We start from the raw sequence: 16175 nt of genomic DNA, 5'->3' as shown, positions 1-16175 counted from the left end.
TTAGCGAGGTTTCAGGGTGGCGATTAGGAAGTCTTTCGAACTCTCCACCTTGCCCTGCTGAATGGCGGCTGCCGGATCGACATGTTTCGGGCACACTTCAGAACAGAAGCCCACAAACGTACAGGTCCAGACGCCATTCTGGCCGTTCAACTGCGCCATACGCTCTTTCTTGCCGTGGTCGCGGTTATCCAGATTATAGCGGTGCGCCAGCGTAATCGCCGCCGGGCCGATAAACTCCGGGTTCAGGCCAAATTGCGGGCAGGCGGCATAGCACAGCCCGCAGTTGATGCAGCCGGAGAACTGATGGTATTTCGCCATCTGCGCCGGGGTCTGGTTGTTCGGGCCCTGGTCCGGGGTGCGCGGATTGCCGATGATGTAAGGCTTAATTGCTTCCAGGCTTTCGATAAAGTGGGTCATATCGACCACTAAATCACGCTCAATCGGGAAGTTCGCCAGCGCCTCGATTTTCATGCCTTTTTCGTAATCGCGCAGGAAGGTTTTACAGGCCAGCTTCGGCACTTTGTTAACCATCATCCCGCAGGAGCCGCAAATCGCCATACGGCAGGACCAGCGATAGCTCAGGTCCGGCGCCAGGTTGTCTTTGATGTAACCTAACGCATCCAGTAGCGAAGTTTGCTCGTCGTAAGGCACCTCATAGAACGTGCTGTGGGGCGCGTTATCCACTTCCGGGTTGTAACGCACCACCTCAACTTTCAGGTTCTTCATCTCAGCCATTCGCCGTCTCCTTCTTCTCGGCTGCTTCCGCTTCCGCACCGTACACACGTTTTGCTGGCGGCAGCGTAGTGATTTTCACGTCGCTGTATTCAAGACGCGTTGTGCCGCTGGCATCGCGGAAGGCGAGGGTGTGTTTCAGGAAGTTGACGTCATCACGCTCGGTGCACCCTTCATCCAGACGCTGATGCGCGCCGCGCGACTCTTTACGCGCCAGAGCGGAATGCGCCATACATTCGGCCACATTCAGGCCGTGGCCCAGTTCGATGGTGTAGAGTAAATCGGTGTTGAACACGCTGGAGGTGTCGGTGACACGCACGCGTTTAAAGCGTTCCTGAAGCTCGGCGAGTTTATCGACGGTTTTCTGCATCAGTTCCGGCGTACGGTAGATACCGCAGCCTTCCTCCATCGACAGACCCATTTCATCGCGGATCTTCGCCCAGTTTTCAGTGCCTTCCTGATTAACCAGCGCTTTCAGGCGTTGCTCGACGTCTGCCGCCTGCGCGTTCAACGCGGCGTCGTTGGCTTCGCTCGCGCCAGCCGCGCGCGCCATCGCCTGCTCGCCCGCCAGGCGGCCAAACACCACCAGTTCCGCCAGCGAGTTGGAGCCGAGGCGGTTCGCGCCATGCAGACCGACGGAAGAACATTCGCCCACGGCGAACAGCCCCTGGATGCGGGTTTCACACTGCTGGTCGGTTTCGATGCCGCCCATGGTGTAGTGCGCGGTCGGACGCACCGGGATCGGCTCTTTAACCGGATCGACGCCCACATAGGCCTTCGCCAGTTCGCAGATAAACGGTAAGCGCTCGAGCAGTTTCTTCTCGCCCAGGTGACGCAGATCCAGATAGACCACATCGCCGCGCGGGGTTGGGATGGTGCGGCCAGCGCGCCATTCGTGCCAGAACGCCTGCGAGACTTTATCGCGCGGGCCGAGTTCCATGTACTTGTTCTTCGGTTCGCCCAGCGGCGTTTCCGGGCCCATGCCGTAATCCTGCAGATAACGGTAGCCGTCTTTGTTGACCAGGATACCGCCTTCACCACGGCAGCCTTCGGTCATCAGAATGCCGGAGCCCGGCAAGCCGGTCGGGTGATACTGAACGAATTCCATATCGCGTAGCGGTACACCGTGGCTCAGCGCCATGCCCATACCGTCACCGGTGACGATCCCGCCGTTGGTGTTGTAGCGGTAAACGCGGCCTGCGCCGCCCGTCGCCATCACCACCGCGTTGGCGCGGATTTGCACCAGGGTGCCTTCCATCATGTTCATTGCTACCAGGCCGCGCGCGTGACCGTCGTCGACCAGAATGTCGAGTACGAAATGCTCGTCGAAGCGTTGGATTTGTGGGAACTGAAGGGAGGTCTGGAACAGGGTATGCAGCATGTGGAAGCCGGTTTTATCAGCGGCGAACCAGGTGCGTTCGATTTTCATCCCGCCAAAACGACGCACGTTCACGGTGCCGTCAGGACGGCGGCTCCACGGGCATCCCCATTGCTCAAGCTGTGTCATCTCTGTGGGACAGTGATGCACAAAATAGTCCACCACATCCTGCTCACACAGCCAGTCGCCACCCGCCACGGTATCGTGGAAGTGGTAATCAAAGCTGTCGTGATCCTGCGCGACCGCTGCGGAACCGCCTTCGGCGGCAACGGTGTGGCTACGCATGGGGTAGACTTTAGAAATCAGTGCGATTTTGGCGTGTGGATTAGCTTGTGCTGCGGCAATGGCCGCTCGCAATCCAGCTCCGCCAGCGCCAATGACGGCGAGATCGGCATAAAAGGTTTGCACGACATTCCTCCAGATTATTGTAATTTCGCAAGCGCTATGACCAAACCAGAACAGATGCAAGGCACGTTTGCGAAAGCGAATTCCCCTGCTCCTTATTGGGTAGAACAGTATAACGGGGTCAATCTTAAGGAAATTTGACGTGTTCGATTTTTTTGGCGGGTGCTCGTGGGCCTTTGTCACAATCATTGATGTCTGGCTCACGAAACCGAAGATTCATGATTCATTAACCGTAAAAATCAAAATTTGCTGCGCAAAAATTGTCTCCTCTGCACGATGCGGGTAGACTTCGTGCCCTTATCTGAAGTCGGAGAATAAATTATGAGCGATACGGCCTCCTGGCAGCCGAGCGCATCCATCCCCAATCTGTTAAAACGCGCAGCGCTGATGGCGGAGATTCGTCGCTTTTTTGCCGATCGCGGCGTGTTGGAGGTGGAAACCCCCTGCATGAGCCAGGCGACGGTTACGGATATTCATCTGGTCCCGTTTGAAACCCGTTTTGTTGGCCCCGGCCATTCGGAAGGCATCAACCTCTATTTGATGACCAGCCCGGAATACCATATGAAGCGCCTGCTGGCGGCGGGTTGCGGCCCGGTCTACCAGCTGTGCCGCAGTTTCCGCAATGAAGAGATGGGGCGTCATCACAACCCGGAATTTACCATGCTGGAGTGGTACCGTCCGCACTACGACATGTACCGTCTGATGAATGAAGTCGACGATTTGCTGCAACAGGTGCTGGAAACCAGCCCGGCGGAAACGATCTCTTATCAGCAGGCATTCCAGCGCTATCTGGAAATCGACCCGCTGTCCGCAGACAAAACCCAACTGCGTGACGTGGCGGCCAGACTGGATCTGAGCAATATCGCCGATACCGAAGAAGACAGGGATACGCTACTGCAATTGCTGTTTGCTATGGGCGTAGAACCGTACATCGGCAAAGACCGTCCGACTTTCGTTTACCACTTCCCGGCCAGCCAGGCATCATTAGCGCAGATCAGCACGGAAGACCACCGTGTAGCAGAGCGTTTCGAGGTGTATTTCAAAGGCATCGAACTGGCGAACGGCTTCCACGAACTGACCGACGCGCGCGAGCAGCAGCAGCGCTTCGAGCAGGACAACCGTAAACGCGCCGCGCGCGGGTTGCCGCAGCAGCCGGTAGACACGAATTTGCTGGATGCGTTAAAAGCGGGCCTCCCGGACTGTTCCGGCGTGGCGTTAGGCGTGGATCGCCTGATTATGCTGGCGCTGGGCGCGGAGCGGCTTTCTGACGTTCTGGCGTTTAGCGTGGATCGTGCGTGATAAACCCCTCACCCGAACAGCGGTGAGGGGCCCTTCGATATTACAAACTTCCTGCCGGGCGCGAACTTTTCCCCGTCGACGTTAACGTCCGTGCGGTACGCCTGCCATCCAGGCTTTCCAGACGCATCTGGAACGGCGGGAACGGCAGGTCGATACCGTGTTCACGGAAGCCGTGCAGGATCAGCTGATGGATCTCATGGCGCAACGGCATCCGGTGGCCCATTTCAGCGGCGTAAATACGCAGCTCAAACAGTTGCAGGCCCTGCTGTAAATCTACCAAAAACACTTCCGGGGCCGGGTTATCGATCACCAGCGAACAGCGTTTCGCGGCGGTATACAGGATTTGCGTCACTTCTTCGCTATCGGCATCCCCCGGCGCAGGCACGGTGAGCACCACGCGCGTTACCGAGTCGGACAGCGACCAGTTGATAAACTGCTCGGTAATAAACGCCTTATTCGGCACGATAATCTCTTTGCGGTCCCAGTCGCTGATGGTCGTGGCGCGGGTGTTAATACGCGTCACGCTGCCGGTCAAATCGCGAATAGTCACGGTATCGCCGATGCGGATCGGTTTCTCGAACAGGATAATCAGGCCGGAAATAAAGTTGGCGAAGATTTCCTGTAAACCAAAACCGAGCCCAACACCGAGCGCCGCGACCAGCCATTGCAGTTTCGACCATTCAATTCCGATCATCGAGAACCCGGTCAGGCCGCCAATTAGCATCAACAGATATTTGGTGATGGTGGTGATGGCGTAACCGGTGCCCGGCGTCAAATCCAGATGCTGCAACAGCGCCAGTTCCAGCAGAGCCGGTAAGTTACGCACCAGCTGGGTGGTAATGATGAACACCAGAATGGCGATCAGCACCGCACCGAGCGTAATCGGTTCAATACTTTCCACGCCCTGCACCGTTGAGGTGACATCCCACAGGGAAATGTTCTCCAGGAAGCCGAACGCAGAATGGATTTCGGACCACAGCACAATCACCGACAGCAGGGCGATCAGCATCAGTATCGAGCGCACCAGCCGTAGCGACTGGGCACTGATGGTATCGAGATCCACTTCCGGTTCTTCGACAATTTCGCTGCTGCCTTCCGTGCTATGGTTATGGGCAGGTTCCTCTTCGCCGCGCGCACGCTGGGCAAGAATTTCCGCACGGCGGTGTTTGGCGCGGTCGAACGCCAGGCGGCGGCGCTGAATAAACATCCAGCGGCGGATCACGTGATATACCACCAGCAGCAGGAACCAGATAGCGACCGAGGTTTCGAGGCGCGCCAGCAGCGCCTGGGCAGTTGCCAGATACCCTACGGCGGAGGCCAGAATGGCCATCAGCGGCGCGCTGAGCATCAGGTTCCACAGCATCTTATTCACCATGTTTTCGCCACTGCCTTCTTTATCCAGCCACAGCGGAATTCCGGCGCGTTTCAGGCTTAGCGTGACGATCGCCAGCGCGCCGCAAATCAGGATAAAGCACAGGCGGCCCAGCGAGCCGGAGAACTCCCGGTCGTTGAGATTATCGAACATGATCAGCGCCATAATCAGCGGCACCACAAAACCGATGGTCATCAGGTAATAGCGCATCGCCCGCGCTACCTGGCGGCGCGGCCAGCCGAAGTGGGCGATAAACAGCCCGTTCGGGCGGGCGAAGGTGGCGCAAATCATCACGACCCACAACAGCGGCACAGTGGCCGTGACGCCATCGCCAATCGCCACGGCGATGGGGTAAGGCCAGGCCTCGCGCAGCCCGTAGCCGAGCGTGGCCCACAGCACAGGCAACGGCGAGGCCACCAGTATCGACCAGAACAGCGTGCGCAGCGTCAGCCTGAAGTGATCCTGGGTGACTTTACCGATACGGGCGCTGGAGCGCTCAAGGAACGCCGTGAAATGCCGCCGTGAACTGAGGCTGAAACCCACCAGGATCAACGCGCCGAACAGCGGTAGCAGCGTCTCTTTGCTGGTGAGCATCATCAGCGTGGCGTTCCCCATCTGGCTGGCGGTGTCGAGCGACACCAGGCGGCGTAAATCCTGCACAATTTCAAGCGGCCAGGCGATGGTCATCGGGCTGACGTCCGCCGTCCAGAACAGGTAGCGGTGAGTCGCTTCGTTAACCTCTTTTAACGCATCTTCCAGTTGGCTGTTGGCGACTTTCAGCTTGGTCAATTCCAGGATCAGCGTATCGCCGCCCTGCAACAGCGAATTAAGCAGCTCGCGCTGGGTACGCAACTGCGCTTCCAGAATGCGGTTTTGCTCTGCCGTGAGCGGCGCGCCGTCGGCCTGGCGAAGCTGACGCAGTTGCGGCTGCTTGTTAAGCAAATCCTCATAGCGCATACGGTGGACGCGTAGCTGCGCCATTTCGGTGTCCAGTTGCTGCGGCTTGGGCATTTCCGGCAGGCGGGCAACCTGCGCGCGCAACGCTTCGCCGAGCATATTCGACACGCCCAGCCACTGAGACTGCTCGCGCAGGGTATTCAGCGCCTGGCGTACCTGGAGCGTCTGGCCCGATGCCTGGCGCTGCTGCGAGGCCACCAGATCCATGCGCTGCGCCTGCTGGTTCAGCGCCTGAGACAGTTCGCGGTTGATTTTGAACTGCTCTTCGATAGACGGTGGCAGGCCCGCGCTGTTTTCTGCGAGCAGCTCGGTGCTTTCCAGGGCGCGTTCCGCCTCTTTCTGGCGCTGGCTGTTTAGCTGATTGCGCAGGGCCTGCAAATAACCATCGAGCTGCTGGCTCTGCTTTTGCGCCAGCTCGCTACGCATCCGCGAAAGTTCCTGGCGGTTGCTGGCGGAAAGCTGCGCCAGTTCCAGTTCATCCACCACCGCCTTAAGACGAGCGGATTCCGCCTGGGCATTAAGCTGCTGGGCCTGAGTTAACGCGTTGCTTGCGCCGTTTTGCGCGCCCGCCCGCCGTTCCACTTCATTCAACTGACGGCGCGCATCGGTTTGCTGTTGTGGGAGCTGGCTGAGCGAGTCGGCGATATCCCGGGTGCGCTCCTGCTCCTGCTGGGCCAGACGGCTTTTTTCCAGCAGTTGGCTACTGACTTGCAGAATTTCCTGGCTCAGGGCGTCGGAGGTGAGGCCTTCCGGGACTTTTTGCGGCTCTTCGCGCAGGTTATTCAACTGCTGGCGCAGGGTCTCGGAAAGCTTAGGATAGTTATCAATGACTTGTTGATACTGCGTTGCACGCTCCAGCGAGGCTTTGCGCTCTTCGAGGGCGTTCAACGCGGCCTGGAGGGCCTCCACGGTTTCCGCCTGGTTAGGCAGGTTTTTCGCCGCTTTGGCTTGCTCCAGCTCCTGGGAGATTTGTTTTGCGTCGGGGGCCGCCGCAGCGTACGCCCCCATGCTGAGGCACCAGGCCATCAGGATCGTGATAATCAGGCGCACGTCAGTCTACCTTTACGTAAAAATTAGCCCTGGTCTTTCGGGGAGCCGTCAACCAGCGGGCTGGCTGCCAGTTCAGCGTTGATTTCTTCATCCGACAGCGGTGCAGGCGTGGTGTCCGGCGTCCCGAAGGTTTCAGTGGAAACCGCCAGCGCTTCGCCAAGGCGGGTGACCGACAGGCTTTGCAGCCCCTCAACCAGATTCACTTTACCCGGCGCGAACAGGTTGATCACCGTCGAGCCCAGCTTGAAGCGGCCCATTTCCTGGCCTTTCAACAGCGCGACGGCGTCTTCACTCTCGCCAGCCGGCCACGTCCAGCGCTTGATCACGCCTTCACGCGGCGGGGTAACCGTGCCGGACCACACTGTTTCGATGCTGCCGACAATGGTTGCGCCCACCAGAATCTGGGCCATCGGGCCAAATTCGGTATCGAACAGGCAAATAACGCGCTCGTTACGGGCAAACAGGTTCGGTACGTTCTGGGCAGTTAAGTGGTTAACCGAGAACAAATCGCCTGGCACATAGATCATCTCACGCAGGATACCGTTGCACGGCATATGCACGCGGTGATAATCGCGCGGCGACAGATAGGTAGTGGCAAACGTCCCGTTGCGGAATTTGTCCGCCATCAGATAGTTGCCCGCCAGCAGTGCTTCCAGGCTGTAGTTGTGGCCTTTGGCCTGCAGGATTTTGTCTTCCTCGATACGGCCCAACTGGCTGATTACGCCATCCGCAGGCATCACCAGCACATTCGGGTCGGTATTCACCGGGCGAATGTCATCGCGCAGTGCGCGAACAAAGAAATCGTTAAAGGTGCGATAGCTGGCGGTATCCGGCTTCTGCGCCTCGTTCATGTTGACCTTGTAGGCTTTAACGAACAGGTCAATCACCAGTTTGGTCAGCCAGCCAGCACGTTTACTTGCGCCCCAGCCCGCCAGGCGAGTGAGCCACAGTTTCGGGAGAATGTATTGAAGCGAAAGCTTAAAGTTGTTTAACAAGATAGCCTCCAGGCTAATGTTATTTTGTCGTTCCTGGCCTGGTCTTCAAAAACCAGGCAACACCCAAAGGGGGGCGATTCTAGCGATGCCAAGATTAAATGTCAGTCATCAGATTCAGAAAAGCTTTTACGCGTTTTTACCTGGCTCATGCTTTCCAGGATGCGGTGATAATTATCGAAACGGCTTTCCGCGATTTTACCCTGCTCGACCGCTTCACGAATGGCGCAGCCAGGGTCAGCGTCATGTTTGCAGTCGCGGTATTTGCAGTGGCCCAGATAGTCGTGAAATTCGACAAAGCCCTGGGTGATTTGTTCCGGTTCGAGATGCCACAAACCAAATTCACGTACCCCAGGAGAGTCAATCACATCGCCGCCGTGCGGGAAGTGATACAGCCGTGCGGCGGTGGTGGTATGTTGCCCCAGGCCTGACACGTCCGAGACGTCGTTGGTGAGAATACTGTCATCGGTCAGCCCCAGCAGGGCGTTCAGCAGGCTCGATTTCCCAACGCCTGATTGCCCGGCAAAGATACTGATCCGGTCGGTGAGGGCGGTTTGCAGTTCGTGTAAGCCGTTTTGCTGATGGCTGGAGACCATCAGGACGCGATAACCGATCCCGCGATAGATATCCATTTGCTCATTAACAAACGCCATCCCTTCATCATCCAGCAGATCGATCTTGTTCAGTACGATCAGCGGCTCGACGTTCAGGGTTTCGCAGGCCACCAGATAGCGGTCGATGATATTGAGCGACAGCTCTGGGAGGATCGCAGAAACAATCACGATCTGATCGATATTGGCGGCGATGGGTTTCACGCCATCGTAAAAATCAGGGCGGGTCAGCACCGAGGTGCGCTCATGTACCGCTTCGACAATGCCTTTCACCGCCATGCCTTCCGCGGCGGTTTTGCCAGGGCGCCAGACAACGCGGTCGCCGGTGACCAGCGAACGGATCGTGCGGCGAATGTTACAGCGGTGCACCGAACCGTCTGCTGCCTCGACATCGGCATGCATACCAAAACGGCTGATCACCATGCCTTCGCCCGGCTCGCCAAACAGGTTGTCGTCGTAATCCACCTTCTCCGTCGTCGTTAACCGACGCTGGTGGTTCGCTTTCACACGGCGCTGTTGCCCTTTGGAGAGTTTATTTTTGCTCAATCGTGCTGGCTCCTGGTCGCCCGGAATGGGCAAAACCTCTATGATACACCCAATTTTATACCCAAAATAATTCGAATTGCAGGAAGGCGGCGACGCAGTGAATCCCCCTGGAGCTTATTTTAGTCAGTGACTGGGGTGAGCGAGGAAGCCAACGCACCTGCAATTTGAAGTATGACGGGTATATATGAATTAACCGATCGTCACCGTGGGTGACGCCAGAAGGGTGGAAAATAGCATGAGTGGAAATGAAAATAATCTGATTTGGATCGATCTGGAGATGACGGGCCTTGATCCAGAGCGCGACCGCATTATCGAAATCGCCACTCTGGTTACCGATGCGAATCTGAATATCATGGCGGAAGGCCCGGTGATCGCGGTACATCAGTCGGATGAACAGCTGGCGCTGATGGATGACTGGAACGTGCGTACCCATACCGGCAGCGGTCTGGTGGATCGCGTGAAGGCCAGTACCCTTGATGATCGCGCAGCGGAACTGGCGACGATCGAATTCCTGAAACAGTGGGTGCCCGCCAATACGTCGCCCATCTGCGGTAACAGCATTGGCCAGGATCGCCGTTTCCTGTTTAAGTACATGCCGGAACTGGAAGCGTATTTCCACTATCGTTATCTGGATGTCAGCACGCTGAAAGAGCTGGCGCGCCGCTGGAAGCCGGAAATTTTAGTTGGCCTGAAAAAAGAAGGGTCGCACCAGGCGCTGGATGATATCCGCGAGTCGGTGGCGGAACTGGCGTACTACCGCGAGCATTTTATTAAGCTGTAATAAAAGGGGATGTTGACGTATGAGATTTTCACGCTGGCATCCCCTTTTTTGACCGGTAAAATGACTTTTTCAACGCTCACAGCGTGCTTTTCAGGCTAAAAGAGGGCGCAAGCGGTAAAAGTCGTCAATTTATGATTTCCGGTTTTCAGGCGACACTTTGTACAGGTTACGAGGAGGCCGCCATGAAAAACTTTTATCTCAAATACTTTATCGCTACATCCGCCGTGTGCCACCGCGGGTTCCGTTTTATGACCCCGCAGCAAAAAAGCGACATGCTGGAATGGCTGGTACAAAGCAAACTTGCACGTTGACCTTCAGGCCGCTTTCGCGGCCTGAATATTTTTTACTTCAGCGCCAGCGTGCCGAATGCGTTTTGCCAGTCCTGCTCGAACTTCGCTACCGCCGCCGTGACCGCAGGCGCAATGATAAACTGCTCCGCCACATCCAGCGGCAGGGTGATGGCTTCACAGCCCGCCAGCAGGCAGTCCAGCGCCTGGCGCGGCGTTTTAAAGCTCGCCGCCAGCACTTTTGAGCCTGGCGCATGCAGCGTCAGCAACTTCTGGAGTTCGCTGACGGTTTTAATACCGTCACCGCCCTGCGCGTCAACACGATTCACATACGGCGCAACATATTCCGCACCCGCCAGCGCACTCAACAAGCCTTGTGCGGCACCGTACACCGCTGTGCCCAGCGTCGGAACGCCTTTGGTTTTCAGGATCTTGATTGCCGCCAGGCCTTCCGGCGTCACCGGCACTTTCACCACCAGATCGGGAATGATCTCGCGCAACGCCAGCGCTTCGTCGACCATTTTTTCCGCCTGGGCGGCCATCACCTGTGCGAACAGACGGCCTTTACCGCCCAGCGCATCCTGCAATTCCGGTAACACCACGCTAACGGGCTTTTTACCGCTGGCGACAATGCTGGGGTTAGTGGTAACGCCCGCTAAAGGGAAAATGCGCGCCAGCCGGGCAACTGCCGCAACGTCGGCGGTATCAAGATAAAGTTCCATCGTGTCGTCCTCAAAATGTGAAATGCAGCAACTTAGCGCAGTATATCTCCACGCCCTGCAAATCAGTTGATCGAAATCAATGTTACTTTCTTTCGAAAGTCATTTAATTTTCATACGCAACATGAATGGTGAATTTTATGATTTTCAATATCCAGCGCTACTCTACCCATGACGGCCCCGGTATTCGTACCGTGGTATTTCTTAAAGGGTGTTCCCTCGGGTGCCGCTGGTGCCAGAACCCGGAAAGCCGCTCGCGCGAACGCGACGTGTTATTTGATCCGCGCCTGTGCCTCGAAGGCTGCGATCTTTGTCAGCAGGCGCTGCCGGGCATCATTCAACGTAGCCTGACCGGGCTGATTATTCACCGTGAAAAGCTTGAATCTGCGCATCTCGACTGTTTGCAGGAGTGCTGTCCTACTCAGGCGCTGACGGTCTGCGGTGAACAGAAAAGCGTTGAGCAGATTATGGCGACGGTGCTGCGCGATAAACCGTTTTACGACCGCAGCGGCGGCGGGCTGACCCTGTCGGGCGGCGAGCCCTTTATGAACCCTGAAATGGCGCTGGCGCTGTTGAAAGCCAGCCACGAGCAGGGCATTCATACTGCGGTAGAAACCTGTTTGCACGTGCCCTGGCATTATGTTGAGCCCTCGCTCCCGTATACCGACCTGTTTCTCGCCGATCTTAAGCACGTCGACGACATTGCGTTTAAAAAATGGACCGACGGCTCCGCCCGGCGGGTGATGAAGAATCTGGAAAACGTGGCGGCGGCCGGGAAACCGATGATTATCCGCGTTCCGCTGATCCCTGGCTTCAACGCCGACGAAGCGTCAATCCAGGCGATCACCGACTTCGCCGCTGAAAAACTCAACGTCAAAGAGATTCATTTTTTGCCCTATCACACCCTGGGCATCAACAAATATCACCTTTTAGACCAACCCTACCTGGCGCCGGATAAACCGCTTGATGCGCCAGAATTGCTTGATTTTGCCCAGTCCTGCGCCCGTGAGAAGGGCCTGACGGCTACCTTGAGAGGATAATGTCATGACCACCCTGAAACTGGATGTGCTGAGCGACCGTATTAAGGCGCACAAAAACGCCCTGGTGCATATTGTTAAGCCACCGGTCTGTACCGAGCGCGCCCGGCATTACACTGCGATTTACCAACAGAATATGGATAAGCCGATTCCGGTTCGCCGCGCGCTCGCGCTGGCCCATCATCTGGCGGAGCGCACCATCTGGATCAAACACGACGAGCTGATTGTCGGCAACCAGGCGAGCGAAGTGCGCGCCGCGCCGATTTTCCCGGAATATACCGTATCGTGGATCGAAAAAGAGATCGACGATCTGGCCGATCGTCCCGGTGCCGGGTTTGCGGTGAGCGAAGAAAACAAACGGGTTCTGCATGAAATTTGCCCGTGGTGGCGCGGTCAAACGGTGCAGGACCGCTGCTACGGTATGTTTACCAGCGAGCAAAAAGCGCTGCTGGATACCGGCATCATCAAAGCTGAAGGCAATATGACCTCCGGCGATGCGCATCTGGCGGTGAATTTCCCGTTATTGCTGGAGTTGGGCATGGACGGGATGCGCGCAAAAGTGGCCGAGCGCCGCTCGCGCATCAACCTGACCGTGCTGGAAGATTTGCATGGCGAACAGTTCCTGAAAGCCATTGATATTACGCTTGAAGCGGTAAGCCACCATATTCTGCGTTTTGCCGCGCTGGCACAGCAAATGGCGCAGCAGGAAACCCGCGAAACCCGTAAAAACGAGCTGCTCGCCATTGCTGAAAACTGCGAAGTCATCGCCCATGAACCACCGAAAACCTTCTGGCAGGCGCTGCAGCTGTGTTACTTCATCCAACTGATTTTGCAGATCGAGTCCAACGGCCATTCAGTGTCGTTTGGTCGGATGGACCAGTATCTCTACCCGTGGTATCGCCGCGACGTGGAGCTGGAACAGTCGTTAACCCGCGAGCAGGCCATCGAAATGCTGCACAGCTGCTGGCTGAAGCTGCTGGAAGTGAACAAAATCCGCTCCGGCTCGCACTCCAAAGCCTCTGCGGGCAGCCCGCTGTACCAGAACGTCACCATCGGCGGCCAGAATCTGGTTAACGGCGTGGCGACAGATGCGGTGAACCCGCTCTCTTACGCCATCCTGGAATCCTGTGGGCGTCTGCGTTCTACCCAACCGAACCTGAGCGTGCGCTATCACGCCGGCATCAGTGACGATTTCCTGGATGCCTGCGTGCAGGTGATTCGCTGCGGCTTCGGTATGCCGGCGTTTAACAACGATGAAATCGTGATCCCGGAATTCATCAAGCTCGGCGTGGAGCCTGAAGACGCTTACCAGTATGCCGCGATTGGCTGTATCGAAACCGCCGTGGGCGGTAAATGGGGCTACCGCTGCACCGGCATGAGCTTTATTAACTTTGCGCGCGTGATGCTGGCGGCGCTGGAAGGGGGCAAAGACGCCACCAGCGGCAAAGTCTTCCTGCCGCAGGAGTTGGCGCTGTCGAAAGGCAATTTCAGCAAATTCGACGAAGTGATGGCGGCATGGGATAGCCAGATCCGCTACTACACCCGTAAATCCATCGAAATTGAGTACGTGGTGGATACCATGCTGGAGGAGAATGTCCACGATATTCTGTGCTCGGCGTTGGTGGATGACTGTATTGAGCGGGCAAAAAGCATCAAGCAGGGCGGTGCAAAATACGACTGGGTATCCGGTTTGCAGGTCGGGATCGCGAACCTGGGCAACAGCCTGGCGGCGGTGAAAAAACTGGTGTTCGAACAGGGCGCTATTGGTCAGCAGCAACTGGCTCAGGCTCTGGCGGAAGACTTCGACGGGCTGACCCACGAGCAATTGCGCCAGCGTCTGATCAACAATGCGCCGAAATACGGCAACGATGACGACAGCGTGGACGAACTGCTGGCGCGGGCTTACCAAACCTATATCGACGAAATTAAGCAGTACCACAACCCGCGCTACGGCAGGGGACCGATTGGCGGTAACTACTACGCGGGCACCTCGTCCATTTCCGCTAACGTACCTTTCGGCGCGGCGACAATGGCAACGCCGGACGGCCGTAAAGCCAAAACGCCGCTGGCGGAAGGGGCCAGCCCGGCTTCCGGGACCGATCACCTGGGGCCAACGGCGGTGATCAGTTCTGTGGGCAAATTGCCTACCGGATCGATTCTCGGCGGGGTATTGCTCAATCAGAAACTGAATCCGGCCACGCTGGAAAACACCAGTGACCGCATCAAGCTGATGATGATGCTGAGAACCTTCTTTGAAGTGCATAAGGGCTGGCATATTCAGTACAACATCGTGTCGCGGGAAACGCTGCTGGAAGCGAAGAAACATCCTGACCAGTATCGTGACCTGGTGGTGCGCGTTGCGGGTTATTCCGCGTTCTTTACCGCGCTGTCGCCGGATGCCCAGGACGATATCATCGCCCGTACCGAACACACCCTCTAACCCACCTCGCGCAGCGGCGTTGCCGCTGCGCTTCCTGACTTTCTGAGCCTATGAACGATCGACAACAGCGTATCCTGCAATATGTGACAGACAATAAACGCGTACCGGTCGTTGAGCTGGCGGATGTGACAGGCGTTTCGGTCGTTACCGTGCGCCACGATCTTAATTATCTGGAGCAGGGCGCGTATTTAAAGCGTCAACATGGTTTTGCAGTGGTAGCGGATAACGACAGCGTGGATTCGCGGATGCTGAGTAATTTCCCGGCCAAAAAAGCGCTGGCGGAGTACGCCGCCTCGCTGATAGCCGATGGGGAAACGGTATTTATCGAAAACGGCAGCACTAACGCTATTCTGGCGCGTGTACTGGCGAAAGAGCGCCAGGTCACGGTCATTACCGCCAGCGTGCATATCGCCAATTTGCTGCGCGAAAGCCGTTGCGAGGTGATTCTGCTGGGCGGCGTGCTGCAAAAGCGCAGCGAAAGCATGGTAGGGCCGTTAGCGCGTCTGACGTTAGCGCATTTGCACTTCGCGAAGGCGTTTATCGGTATTGACGGTTTTCATCCTGATACCGGTTTTACCGGGCGCGATATGCTGCGGGCGGACATCGTGGTCACGGCGCTGCGTAAGTGCGCCAATAACTATGTGCTGACCGACAGCTCCAAGTTCGGTGAGATCCATCCCCATTCGCTGGGCCCGGTATCGCTGGTACATGAGGTGATTACGGATAACCATTTACCGGCGATTTATCGCCAGCAGCTTGATACTGCCGGACTACACTGTACGCTGATTACAGAAGACTAAAAAATTTTTAATAACTGTTTCGTAACAATGCTGTTTTTAATTTCGCCATCTTGTTGATAAAATCAGCATTCGGATAAAAATCACAAAAAAACGCTTTTAAAGTATTGCGACTGTGATGATTTCTCGTATAATGCGCCTCCCGTGACAGAGCAGAAATGCAGTTCACGTCGGGCGGGAATAGCTCAGTTGGTAGAGCACGACCTTGCCAAGGTCGGGGTCGCGAGTTCGAGTCTCGTTTCCCGCTCCAAAATTTGATTCAGCACCACCCAATCGCAGAATTTCGAGTTGCGCCTAAGCAGTTTGAAAGACGAAGATTAAGCGGGAATAGCTCAGTTGGTAGAGCACGACCTTGCCAAGGTCGGGGTCGCGAGTTCGAGTCTCGTTTCCCGCTCCAAAATTTGATTCAGCACCATCCAGTCGCAGGATTTCGAGTTGCAGTTAAGCAGCGCGAAAGACGAAGATTAAGCGGGAATAGCTCAGTTGGTAGAGCACGACCTTGCCAAGGTCGGGGTCGCGAGTTCGAGTCTCGTTTCCCGCTCCAAATTTCTCACCGATTAAAAATTATCCACAGCAAGTCACCTTGTCTGTAAGCCTTTTTCGCGAGTTTGAAACACGGCTTTCAACAGACTTATCCACAGGTTGTTTCTTACCGCTCCGCCGTAGACTACAAGTCACATTTTGACATCTTTTCAGTAAGCCTCTGTTTATTAAATATAATTCTTGGCGGCTGAAATTGTTAATTCGATCACTGACGGATTTTTTACGATTG

12 protein-coding genes and 3 tRNA genes are annotated in these 16175 nt (G+C 56.4%); 9 read left to right on the top strand and 6 right to left on the bottom strand.

The genetic code is table 11. From position 1 onward, the window contains the following. Both ACVV26_RS20045 and frdA read right to left on the bottom strand, forming a co-directional pair. On the bottom strand, window positions 1-735 hold the full coding sequence (locus tag ACVV26_RS20045) for a succinate dehydrogenase/fumarate reductase iron-sulfur subunit (RefSeq protein ID WP_312982278.1): 735 nt from the start codon (window positions 733-735) through the stop codon (window positions 1-3). Further along, window positions 728-2518, bottom strand: coding sequence for a fumarate reductase (quinol) flavoprotein subunit (gene frdA / locus ACVV26_RS20040; RefSeq protein ID WP_474799011.1), 1791 nt, complete (start codon window positions 2516-2518; stop codon window positions 728-730). The genes ACVV26_RS20045 and frdA overlap by 8 nt, the downstream gene beginning before the upstream one ends. Window positions 2519-2836: 318 nt before the next feature. On the opposite strand from frdA, the gene epmA reads away from it, so the two are divergent. Next, on the top strand, window positions 2837-3814 hold the full coding sequence (epmA, locus tag ACVV26_RS20035; protein ID WP_474799010.1) for an elongation factor P--(R)-beta-lysine ligase: 978 nt from the start codon (window positions 2837-2839) through the stop codon (window positions 3812-3814). Between the two features lie 40 nt (window positions 3815-3854). Here the strand turns inward: epmA and mscM are convergent, their stop codons facing one another. From mscM to rsgA, 3 genes are all read right to left on the bottom strand, one after another. After that, on the bottom strand, window positions 3855-7193 hold the full coding sequence (gene mscM, locus ACVV26_RS20030; protein WP_474799009.1) for a miniconductance mechanosensitive channel MscM: 3339 nt from the start codon (window positions 7191-7193) through the stop codon (window positions 3855-3857). A gap of 23 nt (window positions 7194-7216) precedes the next feature. Further along, entirely contained in the window at window positions 7217-8188 is a 972-nt protein-coding gene (gene asd, locus ACVV26_RS20025; RefSeq protein ID WP_474799008.1) for an archaetidylserine decarboxylase, read from the bottom strand. Between the two features lie 101 nt (window positions 8189-8289). Beyond that, on the bottom strand, window positions 8290-9342 hold the full coding sequence (gene rsgA, locus ACVV26_RS20020; protein ID WP_312982289.1) for a small ribosomal subunit biogenesis GTPase RsgA: 1053 nt from the start codon (window positions 9340-9342) through the stop codon (window positions 8290-8292). Between the two features lie 235 nt (window positions 9343-9577). Between rsgA and orn the strand changes: the two genes are divergently transcribed. Then, window positions 9578-10123 (top strand): oligoribonuclease, encoded by a 546-nt coding sequence (gene orn, locus ACVV26_RS20015; protein ID WP_474799006.1) that lies wholly within the window; start codon window positions 9578-9580, stop codon window positions 10121-10123. A 182-nt stretch (window positions 10124-10305) separates the two neighbouring features. Continuing rightward, the gene (locus tag ACVV26_RS20010; protein ID WP_474799005.1) at window positions 10306-10434 is read left to right on the top strand and encodes a hypothetical protein; all 129 of its coding nucleotides are present in this window, start codon (window positions 10306-10308) and stop codon (window positions 10432-10434) included. Window positions 10435-10466: 32 nt separating this feature from the next. On the opposite strand, the gene fsa is transcribed toward ACVV26_RS20010, so the two are convergent. Further along, a complete protein-coding gene (gene fsa / locus ACVV26_RS20005; RefSeq protein ID WP_474799003.1) occupies window positions 10467-11132 on the bottom strand; it encodes a fructose-6-phosphate aldolase in 666 nt (221 codons plus the stop codon). 137 nt (window positions 11133-11269) lie between these two features. Between fsa and ACVV26_RS20000 the strand changes: the two genes are divergently transcribed. The 6 genes from ACVV26_RS20000 (at window position 11270) to ACVV26_RS19975 (ending at window position 15947) form a co-directional block, all read left to right on the top strand. Continuing rightward, window positions 11270-12169 carry a glycyl-radical enzyme activating protein gene (locus tag ACVV26_RS20000; protein WP_474799002.1) on the top strand — a complete coding sequence of 300 codons (900 nt, stop codon included), beginning with the start codon at window positions 11270-11272 and terminating at the stop codon, window positions 12167-12169. Window positions 12170-12173: 4 nt separating this feature from the next. Continuing rightward, window positions 12174-14606 (top strand): formate C-acetyltransferase/glycerol dehydratase family glycyl radical enzyme, encoded by a 2433-nt coding sequence (locus ACVV26_RS19995; protein ID WP_474799001.1) that lies wholly within the window; start codon window positions 12174-12176, stop codon window positions 14604-14606. 50 nt (window positions 14607-14656) lie between these two features. Beyond that, window positions 14657-15406, top strand: a complete 750-nt coding sequence (locus ACVV26_RS19990) for a DeoR family transcriptional regulator (protein ID WP_474799000.1) — start codon at window positions 14657-14659, stop codon at window positions 15404-15406. A 171-nt stretch (window positions 15407-15577) separates the two neighbouring features. Then, window positions 15578-15653: transfer RNA gene (locus ACVV26_RS19985), tRNA-Gly, on the top strand. 71 nt (window positions 15654-15724) lie between these two features. Next, window positions 15725-15800 (top strand) — tRNA-Gly (locus ACVV26_RS19980). Window positions 15801-15871: 71 nt separating this feature from the next. Further along, window positions 15872-15947 (top strand) — tRNA-Gly (locus ACVV26_RS19975). Window positions 15948-16175: the final 228 nt, after the last annotated feature.

The organism is Atlantibacter sp. MEI4A-1023, assembly GCF_056155425.1.
The sequence above is the reverse complement of the archived record's forward strand: the minus strand, read 5'-3'. Positions and strand labels throughout refer to the sequence as shown.